Raw genomic sequence first — 20,132 nt, forward strand, 5'->3', positions numbered from 1 at the left:
CAAAGGTCAACCTATTGGTAAACCATTTTTTGTAAAAAAAGCAAAAACAGTCATTACCAATAAAAGCCAATTCGGCATGACAAAAACACTTTTATTACTGACCATAATATAACCACTTGTATTTAATGTGCTTTTAAATCTCAATTAAGGTTAAATAACACACAAAAAAAGATTAAACCCCCCTCAATCTCCTCGATATATTTTTTTTATATATACCGCGTTATTTTTATATTTAGCCGCTTTTACCGAATTAATTGGTCAACCAAGATAAAGATAGTAGACTTTTGGCTAACTAATTAGCCTGCCAATAACGCAGCGTTACTAACACTGAGTTTAGTAATGCTGCGCTTTAGGTAAAAAGGTTTAACCAAGATTTAGTTAAGAAAGTGCGCCGCGATTCAAAAAGCTTAGTGTTAATAGCCCACACGCACATACAAAAAAACCCAATTAGCGGCATACGCTAATTGGGTTTTAAAGTGGGGATCACTGGTTATTGTCTTATAGCTTAAAGCTCATTCCTAAGAATAAACGTGGGCCGTAATCGTTTACTTCACCTAGGTTATCTTCCACAAAGAAGTCTTGTGACTTAGGTGCGCTAAACAAGTTAATGGCTTCAGCTTTAACTCTAAAGTGCTCGTTAATTTTATACGATGCACGCATTTCCCATACACCTACGGCATCAACATAACGTAAGCGGGTACCATTACTGGTATAAGGTTGGAAGTATTCACTACGGTATTTGTAAATAATGGCCGTATCAAAGTCACCAATTTGGTAATACAGTTGGCTGCTAAATACATGCTCTGAGAAGCCCGGCACCGAACCTGGTTCAATAATACCGGCAGTTAATTGAGTAGTATTGCCATCTAGGTCGGTAACGTATGTATCGCCATATAAGCTATCTTCAAACTCAAAGTCAGTATCTGCAAAGTTATAGCCAAATTTTACACCAATACCATTATCCCAGCGGTACGAGAACGATGCTTCTAAACCCAGTATATCGCTATCATTATCGGTTGTTACTGAATTTGTCACTGGTAGTGATACTGTTTCACCGCCAACCACATAGTCTTCAATCACAGTTTGTTGCTGGAAGCCACCTTGGAACTGTTTGTAGTATAGGCTTAGTGCTAAAATAGAATCTTCATTAGGGTACCATTCAAAGGCTAAGTCGTAGTTCCATGACATTAATGGTTGAGTATCAGGGTTACCTGAACCATCTACGGTTAATAAGTCAGAAAGCGATAGCGCAACAGATTGATCGTCTGTTACAAAGTCGCGATCATAGCCTAAATCAGATGGGTCAGCACGTGACATACCACGGTAAATACCCGCACGCAGTAAAATGTCTTCACTGTAATCAACTACTAAGTTAAAGCTTGGTAAGTATTTGGTATAACCACCGCCACTTTCGGTTCTTTCTAGTGAATCCCCTACATCGAGGGTTACGGCGCCTGTAGTTTCATCTACATCTACAGTGTAATTTGTTCTAAAGCCTACAGAGGTTACATCAGTATCAACAATACGCAGGCCGAAGTTACCACGAATAAACTTACCAAATACTTCAGTGTCGTAGTTTGCCATTAAGTACACTGAGGTGGTTTTTTCAGTAACATCTATGGTACCGGCATTTTCGTACTCAACATCAGGGTAACCAAATTCACCTGTATAGTCAGCGTCTGTAGCCGCTACGGCTTGAGAGAAACACACGTTATCGTAGGTCGCCCACGAAGAACCTGTCCCAGAGCTTATTACATTACCGCTACTATCTACATTTGTTACTAAGTTGCCATCCGATACGCTAGATAAAAAATCAGATTCTGGGAAGTCAATTTGACAGCCTTGAAGTATCTCCAATGCTGAGTCATCGCCTATCGTGTACTCAGTACGAGATCCATTACCTTGGCTACCACCAAACTGTATAAAGCTTAGTTCTGAGGCTCTAATACCCCCTTCAATACTGGTAAATATATCGCCCTCTAACGCGTAGTCAAAATCAATACGCGCCGATTTAACAACGTTTTCGCGAACATTTTCACGGTCTAAACGTGTACGTAAGCTATCTGTAAAGTTAGAAATATCAGTTACATCAAAGTCCGTTAACGTGAAGTGAGGAATTTCATCGCCCATATCCCAGCTAAACAAATTACGGTCTGCGGTTCTACCACGGTTAGAAATTTGTAGCTCTTCACGCTCAGTTTTTGAATACGCTAAATCAAGATTTACAGTAAGGCGGTCGGTTACCGTGTGCTCAATATTAATGCCATAACCTTGGTAGTTTTCTTCACGAGAGAATTGCTCGCCTGCCGATTCAATACGTTCTTCACCTTCCCAATGTAAAATTCCGCCTACATCGTTAGTAACAAGCGTTGGGCCTGTTAAACCAGGTGTTGCGCGTTTTTGTAAAAAAATTAAATCGTGGCGTGCTTCTCTTTGTATTCTGTCAGAGATTTGTGCATCAAAGTTAACATCCCACTCAGACGACGGCTGGTATTGCATTGCAATAAATACTGCATCACGCTCATCTGAGGTTTCATTTTGACGATAGCTGCGGCTACTGCCTGTCCATGCGTATGGAGTGCCATCGCTTTCGGCTTTGCCTGTTTCTGGGTCGATGTTTGTTTGATAACCTTGATTGTTACTGCCATTTACTTGGTCTTCACAATCACCTGCGCTGCTTCTGTAAAACCCTTCATTCGTATTAGTTGGGTCATTTAAACATGCCCAAAGTGAAGAGCCCGATGGGCTTGAGCTTCTGTATTCGGCCTCTGGTTGGCTAATATCTTGGCGCTGCACACCAAAAGACACACCCACTGCTTGGCCATCGGCAAACTCAAATTGGTCAACATAACTAAACGTACCACGATAGCCTGTATCACTTTGCAGTGAGTTTTCTACATTACTTTCATCTGGGTTGTAATTTAGTTTTACTTCGCCTTGTACGCGTTGTTTGCCGTAATCTAGCGGGGCAATCGTTTCAAGTGCTATCACACCGGCTACGCCACCTTCAATCATTGAAGCATCTTGGGTTTTGTAAATAGCGACCTTTTTTACAAGCTCTGATGGAAACTGTGAAAAGTTAACCGAGCGATCACCACTACCATTAGTAGCTTCACGGCCATTAATATGGGTTGCGCTTAAAAATGGGCCTAAACCACGAATGGTGATTTCGGTAGCGCCCCCGTTTTCACGATGAGATGCGGCACCGGTAATCGACTCAAGCGCTTCACCAATTGACAGCGCGGGTAAATCACCAATATCTTCTGCAGATAAACCATCGACAACCGTTGTTGCCTCACGCTTAATTGCAATTTGATCTTGTATGGTTCTACGAGTACCTGTAACGCTGATGATTTCTACATCTTGCTCTACTTCAGTCACTTTTTCTTGGGCTTCTTGCTGAGCAAAAGCATTAAATGACAATGAACCTGCCATACCTGCAAGTAAACTTGCTCTAATTAACTTAGCAGCAGGTGAAAGTGCAAAATGATTACAAACAGAGCTGTTTGTAGAATGTTGACGTCTTCGATCCATTTTTAACGACATGCCGCGTTCTCCTTTATCATTGTGTGTGTTGTGCGTAGTTTGCTATTTTTATAAGTATTAATAATGTGCAGTGTGGGCTTATTCATCTTGTGCCACCCACGTAGAGCCTGCACCTACATCAGTGCTTTGGATGTAGTATAAGTTTCTTGCACCTGCTAAGGCTTGTGCTCCATTTGAGTCAGTCTCAAGCAGCGTACTTGTAGCAGTGACAAACTCTGGGATTTCTTTACCATTTGCTTCTGGGTTTTGGTCAATAGCGCCATCGGTGTCGTATTCACCATTGCCATTTACGTTTCTAATATCAACCCATAGGTCGCTCGCATCGCCCGACTCATAACTGTCACTAAAGCCAAAGCTGTTAGAGAACAGTGATTCAGTATGGTTAATTAGGTCACAGTCGTATTCAAAAGAGTGGTCGCTCGACAGCTCGTTAGGGTAAAAGAAACCATAAACAAGCGCGCTGCTTTCAATGGTGTCTTCATCAGTTTGATCGCCCACCCCATTTGCATTTAAATTACCGTTGAAGTTAATTTCAAACGCATTTTTAGTTAAACCATACAGTACAGGGGCATTTTCTGCGGTAAGCTCATCACAATCTCCAACAGGTGCCTTTGAACCTATTTCTGTACTAAATACAAATGGTTGCTGTGAGTTAAGTACCGTATTGTTAGTCACATTAAGGGTAAAGTCGCCTGCGCCATCAAGCACAGCTTGGTTACCTCCATTTGGCACCCCGCCATCAGCTTGTGAAAATGGGTTAGCGGTAAATACAATACCACCGGCTTCTTTATTACCTGAGCGAATACCAGCGATGTAGTTATTGCTTACAGTGTGACCTAAAGGCGTAACTAGCACGCCGGCAGGACGATCGCTTGAACTTGCAATATCAGTGGTACGAATAATAATGTTGTCTGATACCGTATTAAATCCACCATCTTCAAGCGAAATACCGCCATTAGGATTTAAAATGGTATTGCCTTTAATCGTCGCGCCAGAGGTTTGTACGCGCATTAAGCGTCGGCCTGTAACAAAGTTTTCTACTCGGTTATATTGAATAGTAAAGTTTGCATCATCAGCAGAGCCTGTACCTGTTGTACTACCTGCGTTAATTAAGTGCAGGCTAGAGTTACCAAAATTTGGGTTGCTGCTGGTACCTGTGAAAAGGTTATATTGAATAACGTGGTTAGTGCTCGATGAAGACATTTTTATCACCGAACCATTTTCTGCTTTATCGCGGTTGGCAAAGGTATTACGCTCAACCATTGCGGCGTCACCTTTAAGCATTAACCAATGGTAAGTAGAGTTATTTAACGTCTCTGCTTCACCATCGATAGTATTTTGTGTAAAGGTGAAGTTGTCACCCTCAGAATAAATAACGGCATCTTCTTCGGTTTCACAAAAGCCACCCGATTTAGTATCAATATTTTTAAATGTAAGTCCTTCAATACCCGCGCCATCAACCCCACTGGCTACATGAATACAAAGCTCGCCACTAATTACCGGGCTTTGTCCTTCAACAGCTTTAAGTGTTGCTGCGCTGGTTAGCATAATGGCATCAAGATCGGCATATACACCGGTATTTAAACCAAGCACATCGCCATCACCAAGCCCTGCGTTAATAGCACCTAATAGCGCATCCGCATCGCTTATCACTTGCGTGTACACTACTGTATCGGCGGCGCCCGTAATTGTGCTTGAAAAGCCATCGTTATCGGTATAACTCGCAGTGACCGATATAATCGCGCCAGCTTGATTAGTTGGCGTAAATGTTTTGCTGTTGGTGTCGGCAATTGCAACGCCATCAGCAAGCCAAGTGTAGGTAACGTTTTGCTCATCTACCCCGTTGTTATCGCTAATTTCAGCGGTTAATTCGCTAGTCACTAAATATGGCGTAGCCCCTGAAATGGTGATACTACCCGCTTCATCTACAGCCTCTGCAGAAACAGCAATGGTTGCCTCAGAAAGGTTGTCTTCGGTAAAACCGTGATCGTCCGTGTAGGTAACCTGCACGGTAATAAATTGCCCTAATAATGACTCATCTACAACGTAAGTGCTTTGCGTGGCACCACTAATTGCAACCTCATCAGCAAACCATTGGTAAGTAATTGTGCCGCTTGCGCCATCTTCATCTGTTATTTCGGCTGTAAGTGTATTACCCACCGTAGGTGTGCCAACAATAGCCACCGACCCTTCTGAATTTGCACGCTCTACTGGCGCTGTGGCAGTTGATGTAGCTGACTCTGCAAAGCCTCTGTTATCTTCAAATGCTGCATTTACAGTTATAACTTTACCTAGTTGCGATTCGGTAATAGTGTAGGTTGCTAAGGTTTCATCGGCAATTTCAACATCATCTGCAAACCATGTATATGCTACAAGCGCCGGATCAAAACCATTTTCATCCGCTACATTAGCACTTAGTTCATTACCTATAATTGCATCACCGTTAATTTCTACCGTGGCCGCAAAAGGAATAGCTGACACTTCATCGGTGGGCTCACTTAAATGTGACTCATTAACACCGCTGTCATCTGTATAAAGTGCTTGTGCTGTAATTGCAAAACCAATTTGCTCATCTGTTAATGTAAAAGTTGCGTCATTAGCGCCACTTATAACTTGTCCGTCGGCGTACCAGTAGTAGCTTACTTCGCCAGAAATACCATCGGCATCATTTACGCTGGTCGACAATGTTTCGCCCGTTAACGCTGTACCTGATAGAGCAATAGAGCCCAATGTGTTGTTATTATTATTTGAATCCGTGTCACAACCTATAATGGCAGCTGCAACAGCACATAATGCAAAATGTTTTAATTTCATCATGGCTCTATTCTCCTTAATTGTGTGGTTTAGTATTTAGCAGATGTTATGTGTGATTTACCAAATACCCAGTGTGTTATTACCAAATTATTTTATTTTTACGCTTCATTGTTAACCAACTTGGTAATATAAGCATAATAAAAACACTTTTACCACTATATTCGTTCAAAATTCATCATATTTTATTAACTGAAAGTTAACTTACGTCTATACCTAATAACACAGCGTTATTACCAATATTAATTTCACGAATAGATAAACAAACAACCTTTATGAACAATTGGTTTTACCGAAAGAATTACTCTGTATTAATACGTAGCGCGATAAGCACATAAAGAATGGAAGGGTGGAAAATACAGGTGTGAAGCTTTAGCTGTAATAGCCTATAGGTATGAATTTTTGATGTGTATATAAACTAACGTAGCCACTGCGTTTAACTCACTATTAGTCAGCAGCGGCATACGTTTTATTTAAAAGGCGTAAGAGCACAATAACCGCCCTTTTGTACTGAGGCCTTAGTCAGATTTAATAAACCGTAGAATTAAAGTAAGTCACAGGTTCACTAGAGCCTAAAATAACAGGCACACGCTGATGCAGCTCATCGGGCTGAATATCTAAAATACGCATGCCTTTAGAGGTGGCTATACCGCCTGCGTTTTCAGTAAGCATTGCCAGTGGGTTAGCTTCGTAAAGTAAGCGTATTTTACCGTTTTCATTACCCGCGCGCGTATCTTGCGGGTACATAAATACCCCGCCACGGCATAAAATTCGGTGCACATCGCCAACCATGGCTGCATTATAGCGAATTGAGCTTTTAGCAAATTCTTCTGATGTATACAGTAATTTATCAAAGTAAACTTGTGTTGCTTCATCCCAGTATCGGTAATTTGCCATATTAACCGAGAACTCACGGCTTTTACTCGGTACTGCAAGCTCTGGTTTTGTAAGCAAAAAGCCACCGTGAGTTAAATCGTGTGTATAACAGCGGGTGGGCCCACCTGTACTCATTACTAATAACGACGATGGCCCATACAGCACGTAGCCTGCACAAACCTGGTTAGTACCGGGTTGATTAAATTGCTCATCACTATCGTAGGGCACATCTGCTTTAGCTGGGTAAATGGTAAAAATAGTGCCTATTTGCCCGTTAACATCAATGTTTGATGACCCATCAAGGGGATCAAAAGCCACAATATATTTGCCATCAGGGTGGGCGCCTACTGCATTATCTTCTTCTTCAGATGCTACTGTTTTTACAAGATCATCATCAATTAAGGTATCTTTTAACAGTTGATTGGCAATGACATCTAACTTTTTTTGCACCTCGCCCTGGATATTTTCGTTAAGGGTAGAGCCTAAAACACCCGCTAGCTCACCTTGGCTTACTCTAAACGCTATTTCTTTTGTGGTTGCTAATAGCGTGCGAATTAACATAATAAGGTCGGTTTCAACCCCATCTTGCTTTAATACTTTATTCAGTCTTTTCATGCGCTATACCTGTTCACACAATTAAGGTCGTCAAAACATTGGATCAGGCGAGCCACCATATGCTGCTCCGACTGACGTAACCACACACGTGGATCATAGTATTTTTTATTGGGTTTATCTTCGCCATCAGGGTTACCAATTTGGCCTTGCAAGTAGTCTTGTTTTTCTTGGTAGTAGTTTAATACCCCGTTCCAACTCGCCCATTGGGTGTCGGTATCAATGTTCATTTTTACCACCCCGTAGGTTAGCGACTCAGCAATTTTACTGTGCTCAGAGCCACTCCCACCGTGAAATACAAAATTAATAGCGTTATGCTCTAAATTAAATTTTTCAGCTACATAGGCTTGCGAGTCGCGTAATATGGTAGGTGTTAATACCACATTGCCAGGCTTGTATACGCCGTGGACGTTACCAAAAGAAGCAGCAATGATAAAATTAGGGCTTATTTTACTAAGTCGCTCATAGGCGTAGGCTACATCTTCTGGTTGAGTGTAAAGCGCAGAGCTGTCTAGGTGCGAGTTATCAACCCCGTCTTCTTCTCCGCCGGTACACCCGAGCTCTATTTCAAGTGTCATGCCTATTTTTGCCATGCGCGCTAAATAACGCTCACAAATTTCTATATTTTCTTCCAGTGGCTCTTCTGACAGGTCAATCATGTGCGATGAAAAAAGCGGCTTACCTGTTTGCGCAAAATACTTTTCGCCTTCATCTAATAAACCATCAATCCAGGGCAGTAGTTTTTTTGCTGCGTGATCTGTGTGCAGCATTACAGCAACGCCATAGTGCTTCGCCACGTTATGCACATACTGTGCAGCACTTATTGCCCCAACAACGGCAGATTGCTGGCCCTCTAGTGCTAAACCTTTACCACAAAAAAACTGCGCTCCCCCATTAGAGAGTTGAATAATGACCGGCGACTTCATTTTTTTTGCGGCCTCTAAGGTGGCATTAATTGACGATGTGCTCACCACGTTTACAGCAGGCAATGCATACTGATGCGTTCGTGCGTGTTTATACACTTCGCTTACTTCATCGCCAACAACAACGCCTGGTGCAATGGTTGGGGCTAAATAATTCATTTTTTTGCTCCTTGCTATTTTAAAGCCTCGATACAAGAGTCTGTAATGGCTTGCCAATTACCCTGCGCTACCCATTCTTTTTTAGCAACCCAGGTACCGCCTACTGCAAATACATTGTTTAACGACAAGTAATCCATTTTATTTTTTTCGCTTACACCGCCGGTCGGGCAAAAACTCACTGCACGAAATACAGATGAGACAGCAGAGACAAACGGCGCACCACCAGCCAGTGAAGCAGGAAAGAGTTTTTGCTCTTCAAAACCATACTCAAGTGCCATTAATATATCGCCGGTATTTGATACACCTGGCAATACTGGCACATTACACTTAACCAGCTCACTTAATAGTGTAGGCGATACAGCGGGAGTAACTATAAAATCTGAGCCTGCTTCTAGCGCTTGCTTTAAAATTGTTTCGTTAATAACGGTGCCTGCGCCCACTTTTAGCTGTGGAACCTGTTCTTTAATGGCTTTAAGCGCATCAATTGATGCATCTGTTCTAAGAACAACTTCTACCAAAGTTAGGCCTGCCTCTGCCATTGCTTTAGCAATGTTTACACCTTGCTCTGGCGTGTCTGCTTGAATTATAGGTAGCAGAGTTTGCCCTGCCATTAGTTCAGAAAAGCGAGTCATGCGTTATTTCCCTTATTTTTAAATAATCGTGCTACTTAGTGTTATAAATTGAGTAAATTAGCCAGTTAGAGACCTGATTTAGCCATGGCTTGTTGAAAAACATCTTTTGGTGCAATAGCACCGGGTTGCTGAATAACAGCGCCGGCAGCCTGCGCGCCCAGCTTAACCGCTTCGCTAATTGGGCGCCCATCTAAGCGCGCTCCTAAATACACGCCGTTAAAGGCATCGCCTGCGGAGGTTGTATCAACAACGTTTTTAACCGGCGTAATACTGTGGCTTTGCACTGTATTAGCCTCTTTTGTAATGACTGAATCGGGGCCGTTTTTTACTATAATTTCGTTAATGTTGTACGGAGCCAGATAATCAATTACCGCTTCTACACTTTGCACGTTGTAAAGCGTTTCTAAGTCTTCAACGCCGGGTAACGTAATATCGGCTAGGCTAAATGCACTATGGTATTGCGCTTTAGTTTGCTCAACGTTATCCCAAAGTCGCGCACGGTAATTTGGGTCAAATACTATTTTTACACCCGCGGCTTTAAGTTGCTTCACTATGTCCCAAAACTGCGCTCTTGCTTGCTCTTCTATTACGGCTAAAGAAATACCCGAAAAGAAAAACATATCACCCGATGACAGCTGCTTAACGAGCTCAGGGCTGATAAATTCAACCACCTTTTTGGCTGCTGAATCATCCCGCCAGTAAATAAAACTGCGCTCGCCTTGCTCGTCCGTTTCTATGTAATACATACCTGGGACTTTACTGTTATGAGCAAATACATAATCTGTATTTAATTGCTCACTTGCAAAACGCTCACGCATTTTTTTACTTAAGTTATCTTCCCCTAAAGCGGTAATAACTGAGGTGCTGATTTGTGGGAAACAACGCTTTAAGTAAACAGCCGAATTGTATACGTCACCTGCAAATGACTGATGCAATGTAGAGGGAACAGTCGCTCTTAACTCAATCATGCACTCGCCAATAAAGTAAATATTTTTCATTATTATCACTTACCTTCGGTAGTAAATGGCTGTGAGAAACACAGCCATTGCCAACAAATTAGTTAGGCTTTTTCAATGGTTCAATTTTTGGAATTAAGATCCATACAGCTGCCATTGCAATAATCGCTAAAGACGCGCCTATCACAAACGCCGGTGTATAATTACCGTCCGCTGTTAAAATAGGTACCAATGACGTAAGGCCTACAGCACCTAATTTAGCGGCCATTCCAGAGAAGCCCGACAACGTACCTACCGCTTTTTTACCCAGTAAGTCGCTTGGTAAGGTTTGCACGTTACCAATGGCGGTTTGAAAACCAAATAAAATAACAGCCATAATAAGTACCGCAATTACCGGCTCGCCTGGGTTTGCCATTGCAAGCAGCGCCGGCAACATAATTAGACACCCTAATGTGATGGTCAGCTTACGCGTTTTATCGGTATTCCAGCCTGCTTTAAGGCGGTTTTGGGCAAGTAAGCCACCAAACCAAGCACCAAACATAGCGCCTACATACGGAACCCAGCCATAAATACCAATCGATTTAACATCCATGCCATACACTTCGTTTAAGTAAATTGGTATCCAAAAAACAAATAACCACCAAATAGGGTCGATAGCTGCAGAGGCTATAATTACGCCCCAGCTTTGCTTACGAGAGAGTAACTCGCCTGTAGACGGGTTATATTCTTCTTCGTCATCGCTTGTTACATCGCCGTTATCATCAACGCGTCTTTGTCCGGTAAGAATGTACTCACGCTCTTCTTCACTTATCCAAGGGTGAGAGCCTGGAGGCGCTTTTACCAATATAATCCAAGGAACTAACCATAAAAAACCTAAGGCACCAACAAATACAAACACCATTTGCCAGCTAAAATACACGGTTAAATAAGCAATAAGCGGGATAGCAATAATGCCACCAATGGCTGCGCCAGAATTAAATATACCTTGCGCTAAAGCACGCTCTTTTGTTGGAAACCACTCGGCATTACCTTTAGCTGCACCGGGCCAGTTACCAGCTTCGGCTACACCTAAAATTGCACGGAAAATACTTAAACTGAGCACCCCTTGTGCAAAAGCATGGGCAACAGTGGCTAATGACCACACACCAATTGAAAGCACAAAACCTAAACGCGTGCCAACCCAGTCAAAAATTTTGCCAAAAATAGCTTGGCCAAATGCATAAGCAAATACGAATACTATAGAAATATTAGCGTAAATTTGTTTACGCTCTAACGCAGATTCATCAGGGAACATTTCTTCCACAATGTCTGGCCATAACACGCTAAGCGCTTGACGGTCGATGTAGTTAATAATGGTAGCAAGTGCAATTAGCACTATAACCCACCAGCGTAAGCCTTGAATTTTCATAGGTTATTCCTCAAGAAAGTCTTCGCGAGCTGGGCTAAAGGTATCAATCAGTATACCGCCAGTTGGGCACGTTGCACCGTGATCAGCAAAAGGAGGAATAAAACAGCTATCACCCGCTTTTAAGATTTTAGTTACGCCATCAATGTTAAAGTGAAACTCACCCTCAACCACATACGTTACTTGCGAGTGCCTGTGTGCATGGTTATAACCAATAGCCCCTTCTGAGAACCAAATTTTCACGGCCATTAGCTCTTCGTTATAGCCAAGCATTTGGCGTTTTAAGCCATTACCTAAATCTTCAATCTCGGTTTCGTTACCAAATGAAAAGTGTGCACTTTGCTTTTGCATCCTGTTTACTCCTGATTATTCTTCATCGCATAAACGCCAAGGCGGCCATTTAAGGTGAATGCTTTATTTTGATATGTGAATGTGTGTTTAGCTGCTTTATCGGCTTTGTTGATAGCAACCAAATAGGTATTATTTTTTACTTTAACTTCAATTAGGTCTAAGTGCTCTTGTGCGCCATACTTAAGTGACGATACACGGCTAACAGCCTCTAGGGTATATTCTTTACTTGGGTTGTATTCACCGTGAGGCTCAAGTACTGAAATAAATTTATGCTGTTTTTTACCTTCTACACGGCGAATGTAGCCATTTTCGTTACGAAGATTAAAGTGTGGATCGTTTGCCCCTATTTGCGTAAATAAGAAAGACTCATCCCCTTTCACTAGGCTAGTTTGTGTATAAAAACGGCCGTTGTCGTTTAACCACGTTACCTTTGCTAGGCCTTCATCTGGTTGCGCCTGTGCTTTTAACCATAAATGTTGATAACCATTTTTATCACCCAGCGCAGCTAAGCTTTTGGTGCTACCAAGTAACTCAAAGCTGGTATCAATTAATTGGCCTTTGTAATGCAGTGGTAAATCAATTTTATGGGAGTTATCTGCAGTCACATTAAAAATATCAACTGCAAGCGTGCTTTCAAGCATAGGTAAATTAATTAATGCTAAGGTGCGTTCAAGCTCAACACCTTTGTAAGCGGTGCTTATTTGCCCACTTGACACCGTTCCGTATTGGTTTGTTTCAAAGAAATTAAGCGTAGGATGATTGTTATTACCCACTTTAACATTTGCATTAAAATGCGAGGTTTCATCAATCACAACCGTATTGTGTGCCACGGTATGTTTTGCGTAAGTTTCGTTTTCTGGTAGGTAACGGCCGCCGTATTTAGCCTCAACATTTAAAAAACGTGCAGCGCCATAATCAGATACAATTTCATTGCCATGATCGTAAAACTGCCATGTTAATTTATCAAAATGTCCATGCCCTAAACCCTGCGCGGCAGGTTTAAATAAAAGTGCTTGGTCGCCACCAGTTTGCGTACGCATTACTACCAACGCCCCTTGCTCGCCATCGTTACCATCGCCAAATGCTACCGATTTAAATACATAAGGAGTTTGCTTATTTTTATCCAGTGCTTGAGCCACTTTTAGGCCATCGCCAGAGAGTATTATTTGATTTTGCTTTTTAGCTATATCTAAGTAACCAGTATCGTGTGTTAAACCGTAAGCGGCTGTTACACCGTTTACCAGCTCTATTGTGTCTATACCTTTACTTTTAATTGCATCGTTTATCGGGAAAAACAAACCGTTATAGCTTAGCTGAATAGTGGTATCAATCGCTTTAAGTAATATGCCATCGCGATATTCAAAAATGTCTCGCTGCGGTTCGTTGTTTTCAATTGCTTTAGCAAAGGTAACAAACGGAAGTAGTGCAAAGCGTTGATAATAAGGACCTTCGTTGTAATAGCCCTGTGGCGAAAACAGCATGTCTAGCTGCTTAATAAAGCCACCCTCGCCCGATTTATCTAAATCGTAAAGAGACTTTTCGACCCACTCAGATTCATCTAACACATACCCTGCCATGCCTACACCGGCTGTAGCCCAGGTACCATGGTTATGTACCTTGTTAAAGGTTGATGGCTGGCCTTGTGATAAAAATAACGATACTGGACGCAGTAAGTCATTTTCAATGGTTTTAATATTAGCGGCGCTTAACGCATCATGCACTAAATCGTATGCTTGAATAGTATAAACAAGCCACATGGCCTCATTAAGGCTTTGCCAAAATAGTTTACCTGGGTTTTGCGACTTAACTTTGCGCTTAGGGTGTACATCAAGTGTTGGGTATAATTTGGCATACTCAAGCAACATATCACGTACGTAATGAGCGTATTTATCATCTTGGCTTAGCTGATAAATAACACCGGCGTTATACATAAGCTGATAATTTTTTTTGTGTCGTTCGTGGGTATACCCTCCCCCACCGTCTTTTGGTACAGGCACTGTTATAGGGCTTTTAATTTGCTCATCCACTTGTGCCTTAAGCGCTGCAAATGCGTTGGCAAACTTGCCCTGTTCATTGTTGCTAATTGCTTGGCGCATTTGCTGTACATCATCATTGGTTATTACCAAATTTGGATGCGCTGCGTAGGCGTTTATCGATAAAACTAAGGCACTTACAGTAACACCCAGCGTTTTAAATAATGACTTATTTTGGGTTAAATTCATCATTGTTAGTTCACCTTATTTAAAACGTTGTTATTTTTAATCGTTGCCGTGTGCGAGCCCGCTACACGTAACTCTTTTACGCTTGGCGCTTGAGTTGCATCAAAGGTGTTATCTGTAATGGCTGTTATTGGCTCACCAACCGTGTGCTCAATTTTAATCGGTGCCGATTTTTCAAATACGTTGCTTGCAATATTTGTGACTTGTACACCGTGCGCATACACACTCGCTTGCGCCTTGTTGCGCTTACCTAAACCTACTTTAGTTAGGGTGTTATTGGTCATTAATAAATGCGGACCAAAGGTGCTTTCATCACTTCCACCTCGGTATAACTTAACGACGCCACCGGCTACCTCATTAAAGGTATTGTTTTTAAGTGTTACATACTCTGCGTTATAAATACCTAAGTCTTCTATTTCGGTATCAAGACGTAAAATATCGCCAGTTACATTTTTAAAGGTATTATTTACTAACGCGATTTCATCTGCCATCGCCCCTTTACCCGTTACAAAAAAGTGAAATGAGTGATTAATATCAAGATTAGTTAATTGTGAGTTGTGTATTTCAAAGCGGTAGTTATCAACCATGCCCCACTTTTTAGTACGTACCACACTATTATTAATGGCATCAGGTGCGTTTTCACCCGAGATAACTAAACCATCTAGCTTTAAGCTACCGCCATCATGAATTTCGAATAAGGTGGAGCGTTGGTAGGTCAGCTTAGCTTTGCCAGTATGTTTAGCCTTAAGGGTAAGCACTTTTGTTATTTTAACGAGTTTAGATACATCGTATTGACCATCTGCAAGCTCTAATACATCACCCGTTTGGGCTGCATTGATTGCGTTAAGTAAGGCATCTGCAGTTGCTTTAACCTGGTGAGTTTTACCCGTATCAAATGCCACAACTTGCTCTGTTTTTGGATACCAACTAACGCCGGTATCGGCCTTTTTTAGTACCTTTAAACCGCGTTTAGCACCTGCACTAATTTTGCTTGATTCAGGATACAGTAAACCGTTACTAGCTCTGGTTAGTGTTACATTTTGCTGTTTAACACCGTAATTTAACTCTTTTAATACCTGGGTATTAGCTACATTTTTACTAAATTTAATACCGCTTACATCATCAAAGGTTGTAAAAGGCTGCTCGCCATTTTGATTAATAATAAGGTTATTTATCATTACGCTATTAATTGGCGCAGCGCTTCGCTCGCTATCGCTACCTGCGCCAAGTTGTATATGACGCACATTTACATAGGTATTGTTTTCAATTGTCGCGTTTTCTACCTGATGGTAGCGATTTATTGGTGAGTTAGGTACGCCGTTCATAACCGTAAAACCACTGCCAAAACGGTAGCCTGTTAAACCTTCTAAGTAGTTATTTTTTACTGTTTGGTTTTTATTAATTATGCGAATGCCACCTGTGTGATCTACACCGTTACCAAAAAAAACGTTCTCTTCTATAATATTGCCATTACCATGGCGCAACGTTAGTGTGCCGCGAGATTCAAAAAACACATTATTGCGGATTTGGTTTTTCCCTGATTTAACCGAGATTATTTCTACTTCGCCGTTAGTACGTTCAAAGTAGTTGTTTTCAACTAAGGTCAATGAATCACTTAATGAATAGTGGCTAGTACCAATGCGCAGTGTTTCACCGCCGTTAGATCCAAAAGTAGGACGATAGCCAAAGAAGTTATGATCAATTTGATGGTGGTTTTGTTGGCTTTGCTCACTATTAAGCCTTACTGCAACCGTAACGCCTTTGTTACGTTTACCTACTAAGTGGCTGTGATCAAAACGATTGTGTTTACCATATAGAGCCACCCAATAGTCTGATTCTCGTTTATCGGGGTTATTGTAGTTATCGATAACAACTTGTGTTACGCGGGAGTGAGTAGCAAGCTCATCTTTGCTTTTACGAAATTCAATAACGGCTGAGCTAGGCGTATAACCATTTTTAAATACAAGTCCTGACACTTCTAAATACGAACCCGCCAGTCTTAAATTAGATTGCCCTGATAAAATAACGTTACCCTTGGTTTGCGCTGTAAGCTTTATAGGGGCGTTTTTGGTTCCTTGGCCTTGTAATAAAATTTCGAAATTAGACCACGTACCGTCTTTGAGAGTTACTTTATCGCCGGCAACGAGTTTGTCAGAGATTTCTTGAAAAGCTTGTTTAGTGTCTACAAAATAATCTTTGGCTGCCAATTGTGTGGATGTGCACCCAATAAGAACTAGGCTAAGCTTTATTATATTAATTAAACGCATAGATAACTCTTTTTCAGTGTGACCGGAAGTAATGCCTTATCAATAGTAATGCTGCACTCATTGCACAAAGCAGGTTAAATCTAGCCAATTGATGTTGTGTGTGTTTTGGTGCTTTAACTACGTTAAAGCACCCAATGTTGTCGGTATTACTTTTCTAGAGTTTTAAAGTAATCAAAAATTTCTGGTACGTTGCCTTGCCCCATACCTGCATCAAATGCCGCTTGTAAGTTAGCAGATGACCCTTCAGCAATTTTTGATTCAGTCCCAAGGTCTGAAACCATTTGTAGGAAGTAGCCTAAATCTTTGTTTGCATTGGCAATTGAAAAACCAAGGTCGCTTACATTGTCTACCGCGTAGTTTTTACAAAATTGCATAAATGGAGAGCTAGAAGGCCCTGTCGACATAATGTCAAATAGTTGCTGGCGGTCTACACCGGCTTTGTCTGCTACAGCAAACGCTTGTGACATAGCACATACTGTGGTCATACCCATAAAGTTATTGATTAACTTAGTTGTATGCCCTGCGCCTAGCTCACCTAGGTGAAATACGTTTTCGCCTTGATCTTCAAGTACAGGTTTAACTTTATTGAAGGTGTCAATATCGCCCGCTGCCATAATATTTAATAGGCCGTCTTTAGCATGGGCTGGAGTACGCCCTAGTGGTGCGTCAATCATGCCTGCGCCTTTAGCGGCTAGATCAGCACCAATTTTTTTAGTAGACGAAGGAATTGATGTACCAAAATCAATTAATACCGCGCCTTCTTTAATACCCGCTAAAATGCCATCTTCTGCGTACACAATTTTTTCAACAACTGCTGATGTTGTTAAACAAAACATAATTATGTCTGCACCTTGTGCAAGCTCTTTTGCAGTGCTTGCTGTTTTTGCGCCTCTGCTAACGCATGCAGCAACCGCATCTTTGTTTAAATCCATAACAATAAGCTCATAGCCTTTGTTCTGTAAGTTTTCGGCCATATTGCCGCCCATTAAGCCAAGGCCGATAAAACCGATTACTGGTTTAGACATGAATAACTCCTAAATATGATGGCGCGTGCTTTTATGAGTACGAGTAATGATTTACCCCATAAATAGGTACGCTGTGTCGTTTAATTCAATTTGCTAAAGTAACCCTGAGCATGTTCGTTTGAATAGGTAACCCGCCGCGTTATTACCATTTGAGCGAATAAAAACAGAGTGATTACACGCTGTATATTGTTGACCGGTTACGTATTTGTTTCGTTATGCTTAGCATTGCTTTGATTATTTATTAATACCTTGGAGAAGCTAAAACCAAGCAACTTACCAATTGGTATGTAAAAACTGTATTACCATACACCAATCTTGTCAACCAATAAGTTAACTTTGTAAACCAAGGTAATTTACAATTTATTTCAAATCAACAAAATAACAATAATAAACAATTAGTTATAGGTAGTATGAAAATCAAATTAATTCCACGCACTTTCCCCTTCTTTGGTTAGAGCTTAATAAAAAATAGGTTGACCAATAAGTGCAACAACTTTATAAACTCGTATAAATAGCATGGCTATAATTACATTGTGCACTAACCCATTGTTGGTAAAACCACTAATTTAGTGTGCTAATATTATGGCAATGCGTGGTTGTAAATGCCGAGCCTTGCCCACATTTAGCTTAAATTGCCCGAACTCAGGTCAAGAAGTTTACTTACGTATTAAATCGTACTGATATTTTAATTTATTTCACAAGCCGAGGTTTTCAGTGAAGGCAAAGCCACTTGCGCGGCAATAGCTGGGCTTATTGCACGTAAATTTGACGCAATGAGTGCGCAAATAGCTGGTTAATATAAACTTATTGTTCACAGTTGAGGTAAAATAAGCCCCTAGGTATATGGCAGGCTCTGGCCTTTGCAATGCGGTTATGGATACCCCATAAAGACGCTATGCTCCACACCTATTTAAATTTAAACTCACAGAGGTAACCTAAATGCGTTTATTACACACAATGTTGCGTGTAGCCGACTTAGAAAAGTCACTTTCTTTTTATACACAGATTTTAGGAATGAAAGAATTACGCCGTTCTGACAACGAAGAGTATCGTTATACATTAGCTTTTGTAGGGTATGGTGAAGAGGATAGTAATACTGTGTTAGAGCTTACTTATAATTGGGATGAAAATAGCTACGATCTTGGTAATGCGTATGGCCATATAGCTATTGAATTTGACGATATATACAAGGCATGTGACGACATAAAGGCCGCTGGTGGAAACGTCAGTCGAGAACCGGGGCCAGTAAAAGGCGGCACAACAGAAATTGCTTTTGTGAAAGACCCTGATGGCTATTCAATTGAGCTTATTCAGAAAAAGAAAAACAAAGCTCACTAGGCAATAAAATTTATCAGAAAGGTGCCTAGTCGCACCTTTACCTTAGTTGGCTATCTTTACTTGCTCGGCGGTTTACGCCAGCAACGCCCTTGCCTTTAGCCTCAAGCTCACTTTGACACGCCACACAGTGCCTAACACCTGGCAGCGCTAACCTGCGTGCCTGTGGTATTTCACAATCACACTCATCACAGAATTCAGCACTCGCGCCTGAGATTAAATTTTGTCTTGCATATTGCACTGCGTCGTTAACACTTGCATCGATTTGATCTTGAATTGCGCCATCACGCGCCCAACCACTTGCCATAATTAACTCCTAATAATAAGAAATTAAACTAAAAGGCTAGCAGCACAGCGCTTTATAAATGCTGAATATTTTGTACTGGCTTTATTGAGTAAGCTATTTAAAGGATGAATAGATATGATTAAGAGTAATTTGTAATTTAGTTGTGCTATCCATTTTATCTACACATGCAGTTATAAGTATGTATTTTTAACGCAGACAGCAAAAAATTTATCACTGTAAATGAATAATTATTATTGCGGATCGGTCTTGAAAGCCTAAGAAGTTATACGTAGGTGATTATTAATTAAATAGATAGGTTTTTAGATATTGAAGAAAATTAAAAGTGTAAAGTAAAATTTTAACGGATAAACGGTAGAAATTAATGCGCTGGATAGCTGAGGAAGTAATAGCTTTATACACTACTAAAATAGTAAGTGGCGTCCCCAAGGGGATTCGAACCCCTGTTACCGCCGTGAAAGGGCGGTGTCCTAGGCCTCTAGACGATGGGGACACTAAAAAGTGTCACTAGGACAACTGAATGGTTTGACTCGTTTCAGACGAGTTTTATTAATAACACTACCCTACTATAAATAGTAAGTGGCGTCCCCAAGGGGATTCGAACCCCTGTTACCGCCGTGAAAGGGCGGTGTCCTAGGCCTCTAGACGATGGGGACACTAAAAAGTGTCACTAGGACAACTGAATGGTTTGACTCGTTTCAGACGAGTTTT

General features: G+C 41.3%; 13 protein-coding genes and 2 tRNA genes. 1 reads left to right on the forward strand and 14 read right to left on the reverse strand.

Going from position 1 to position 20,132, the window contains the following annotated elements; all coding sequences use genetic code 11:
* Positions 1-498: 498 nt before the first annotated feature.
* The 11 genes from PSH50_RS02485 to PSH50_RS02535 form a co-directional block, all read right to left on the reverse strand.
* A complete protein-coding gene (locus PSH50_RS02485) occupies positions 499-3,546 on the reverse strand; it encodes a TonB-dependent receptor (RefSeq protein WP_126007600.1) in 3,048 nt (1,015 codons plus the stop codon).
* A gap of 78 nt (positions 3,547-3,624) precedes the next feature.
* Positions 3,625-6,360, reverse strand: a complete 2,736-nt coding sequence (locus tag PSH50_RS02490) for a poly(beta-D-mannuronate) lyase (RefSeq protein ID WP_273586863.1) — start codon at positions 6,358-6,360, stop codon at positions 3,625-3,627.
* 525 nt (positions 6,361-6,885) lie between these two features.
* A complete protein-coding gene (locus PSH50_RS02495) occupies positions 6,886-7,848 on the reverse strand; it encodes a class 1 fructose-bisphosphatase (RefSeq protein ID WP_029772406.1) in 963 nt (320 codons plus the stop codon).
* The gene (gene fbaA / locus PSH50_RS02500) at positions 7,845-8,927 is read right to left on the reverse strand and encodes a class II fructose-bisphosphate aldolase (protein ID WP_054983428.1); all 1,083 of its coding nucleotides are present in this window, start codon (positions 8,925-8,927) and stop codon (positions 7,845-7,847) included. The genes PSH50_RS02495 and fbaA overlap by 4 nt, the downstream gene beginning before the upstream one ends.
* Positions 8,928-8,941: 14 nt before the next feature.
* Positions 8,942-9,559 carry a bifunctional 4-hydroxy-2-oxoglutarate aldolase/2-dehydro-3-deoxy-phosphogluconate aldolase gene (gene eda / locus PSH50_RS02505; protein ID WP_055020383.1) on the reverse strand — a complete coding sequence of 206 codons (618 nt, stop codon included), beginning with the start codon at positions 9,557-9,559 and terminating at the stop codon, positions 8,942-8,944.
* Positions 9,560-9,624: 65 nt separating this feature from the next.
* Positions 9,625-10,557, reverse strand: a complete 933-nt coding sequence (locus tag PSH50_RS02510; RefSeq protein ID WP_024034156.1) for a sugar kinase — start codon at positions 10,555-10,557, stop codon at positions 9,625-9,627.
* Between the two features lie 58 nt (positions 10,558-10,615).
* Entirely contained in the window at positions 10,616-11,923 is a 1,308-nt protein-coding gene (locus PSH50_RS02515) for an MFS transporter (protein WP_055020381.1), read from the reverse strand.
* Between the two features lie 3 nt (positions 11,924-11,926).
* Positions 11,927-12,271, reverse strand: coding sequence for a cupin domain-containing protein (locus PSH50_RS02520; RefSeq protein WP_004589273.1), 345 nt, complete (start codon positions 12,269-12,271; stop codon positions 11,927-11,929).
* Positions 12,272-12,276: 5 nt separating this feature from the next.
* Positions 12,277-14,493 carry a heparinase II/III family protein gene (locus PSH50_RS02525; protein ID WP_273586862.1) on the reverse strand — a complete coding sequence of 739 codons (2,217 nt, stop codon included), beginning with the start codon at positions 14,491-14,493 and terminating at the stop codon, positions 12,277-12,279.
* A 5-nt stretch (positions 14,494-14,498) separates the two neighbouring features.
* Entirely contained in the window at positions 14,499-16,757 is a 2,259-nt protein-coding gene (locus PSH50_RS02530; protein ID WP_273586742.1) for a chondroitinase-B domain-containing protein, read from the reverse strand.
* A gap of 146 nt (positions 16,758-16,903) precedes the next feature.
* Positions 16,904-17,782, reverse strand: coding sequence for an NAD(P)-dependent oxidoreductase (locus tag PSH50_RS02535; protein ID WP_024034160.1), 879 nt, complete (start codon positions 17,780-17,782; stop codon positions 16,904-16,906).
* A 939-nt stretch (positions 17,783-18,721) separates the two neighbouring features.
* Between PSH50_RS02535 and gloA the strand changes: the two genes are divergently transcribed.
* Positions 18,722-19,120, forward strand: a complete 399-nt coding sequence (gene gloA / locus PSH50_RS02540) for a lactoylglutathione lyase (protein WP_004589277.1) — start codon at positions 18,722-18,724, stop codon at positions 19,118-19,120.
* A gap of 37 nt (positions 19,121-19,157) precedes the next feature.
* Here gloA and PSH50_RS02545 read toward each other — a convergent pair whose 3' ends face one another.
* The 3 genes from PSH50_RS02545 to PSH50_RS02555 all read right to left on the reverse strand — a co-directional run bounded on the left by PSH50_RS02545 (position 19,158) and on the right by PSH50_RS02555 (position 20,077).
* On the reverse strand, positions 19,158-19,424 hold the full coding sequence (locus tag PSH50_RS02545; RefSeq protein WP_024034161.1) for a DksA/TraR family C4-type zinc finger protein: 267 nt from the start codon (positions 19,422-19,424) through the stop codon (positions 19,158-19,160).
* A gap of 414 nt (positions 19,425-19,838) precedes the next feature.
* Positions 19,839-19,914 (reverse strand) — tRNA-Glu (locus PSH50_RS02550).
* An 87-nt stretch (positions 19,915-20,001) separates the two neighbouring features.
* Positions 20,002-20,077 (reverse strand) — tRNA-Glu (locus PSH50_RS02555).
* Between the last annotated feature and the right edge of the window lie 55 nt (positions 20,078-20,132).

The sequence above is a fragment of the Pseudoalteromonas sp. Angola-7 genome (assembly GCF_028599255.1).
GTDB lineage: Bacteria > Pseudomonadota > Gammaproteobacteria > Enterobacterales > Alteromonadaceae > Pseudoalteromonas > Pseudoalteromonas atlantica.

What these genes read in the sequence shown, in the direction of transcription:
- PSH50_RS02485 (WP_126007600.1), bottom strand. Translation starts at nt 3,546, where the DNA reads ATGTCGTTAAAAATGGATCGAAGACGTCAACATTCTACAAACAGCTCT.
- PSH50_RS02490 (WP_273586863.1), bottom strand. Translation starts at nt 6,360, where the DNA reads ATGAAATTAAAACATTTTGCATTATGTGCTGTTGCAGCTGCCATTATA.
- PSH50_RS02495 (WP_029772406.1), bottom strand. Translation starts at nt 7,848, where the DNA reads ATGAAAAGACTGAATAAAGTATTAAAGCAAGATGGGGTTGAAACCGAC.
- fbaA (WP_054983428.1), bottom strand. Translation starts at nt 8,927, where the DNA reads ATGAATTATTTAGCCCCAACCATTGCACCAGGCGTTGTTGTTGGCGAT.
- eda (WP_055020383.1), bottom strand. Translation starts at nt 9,559, where the DNA reads ATGACTCGCTTTTCTGAACTAATGGCAGGGCAAACTCTGCTACCTATA.
- PSH50_RS02510 (WP_024034156.1), bottom strand. Translation starts at nt 10,557, where the DNA reads ATGAAAAATATTTACTTTATTGGCGAGTGCATGATTGAGTTAAGAGCG.
- PSH50_RS02515 (WP_055020381.1), bottom strand. Translation starts at nt 11,923, where the DNA reads ATGAAAATTCAAGGCTTACGCTGGTGGGTTATAGTGCTAATTGCACTT.
- PSH50_RS02520 (WP_004589273.1), bottom strand. Translation starts at nt 12,271, where the DNA reads ATGCAAAAGCAAAGTGCACACTTTTCATTTGGTAACGAAACCGAGATT.
- PSH50_RS02525 (WP_273586862.1), bottom strand. Translation starts at nt 14,493, where the DNA reads ATGAATTTAACCCAAAATAAGTCATTATTTAAAACGCTGGGTGTTACT.
- PSH50_RS02530 (WP_273586742.1), bottom strand. Translation starts at nt 16,757, where the DNA reads ATGCGTTTAATTAATATAATAAAGCTTAGCCTAGTTCTTATTGGGTGC.
- PSH50_RS02535 (WP_024034160.1), bottom strand. Translation starts at nt 17,782, where the DNA reads ATGTCTAAACCAGTAATCGGTTTTATCGGCCTTGGCTTAATGGGCGGC.
- gloA (WP_004589277.1), top strand. Translation starts at nt 18,722, where the DNA reads ATGCGTTTATTACACACAATGTTGCGTGTAGCCGACTTAGAAAAGTCA.
- PSH50_RS02545 (WP_024034161.1), bottom strand. Translation starts at nt 19,424, where the DNA reads ATGGCAAGTGGTTGGGCGCGTGATGGCGCAATTCAAGATCAAATCGAT.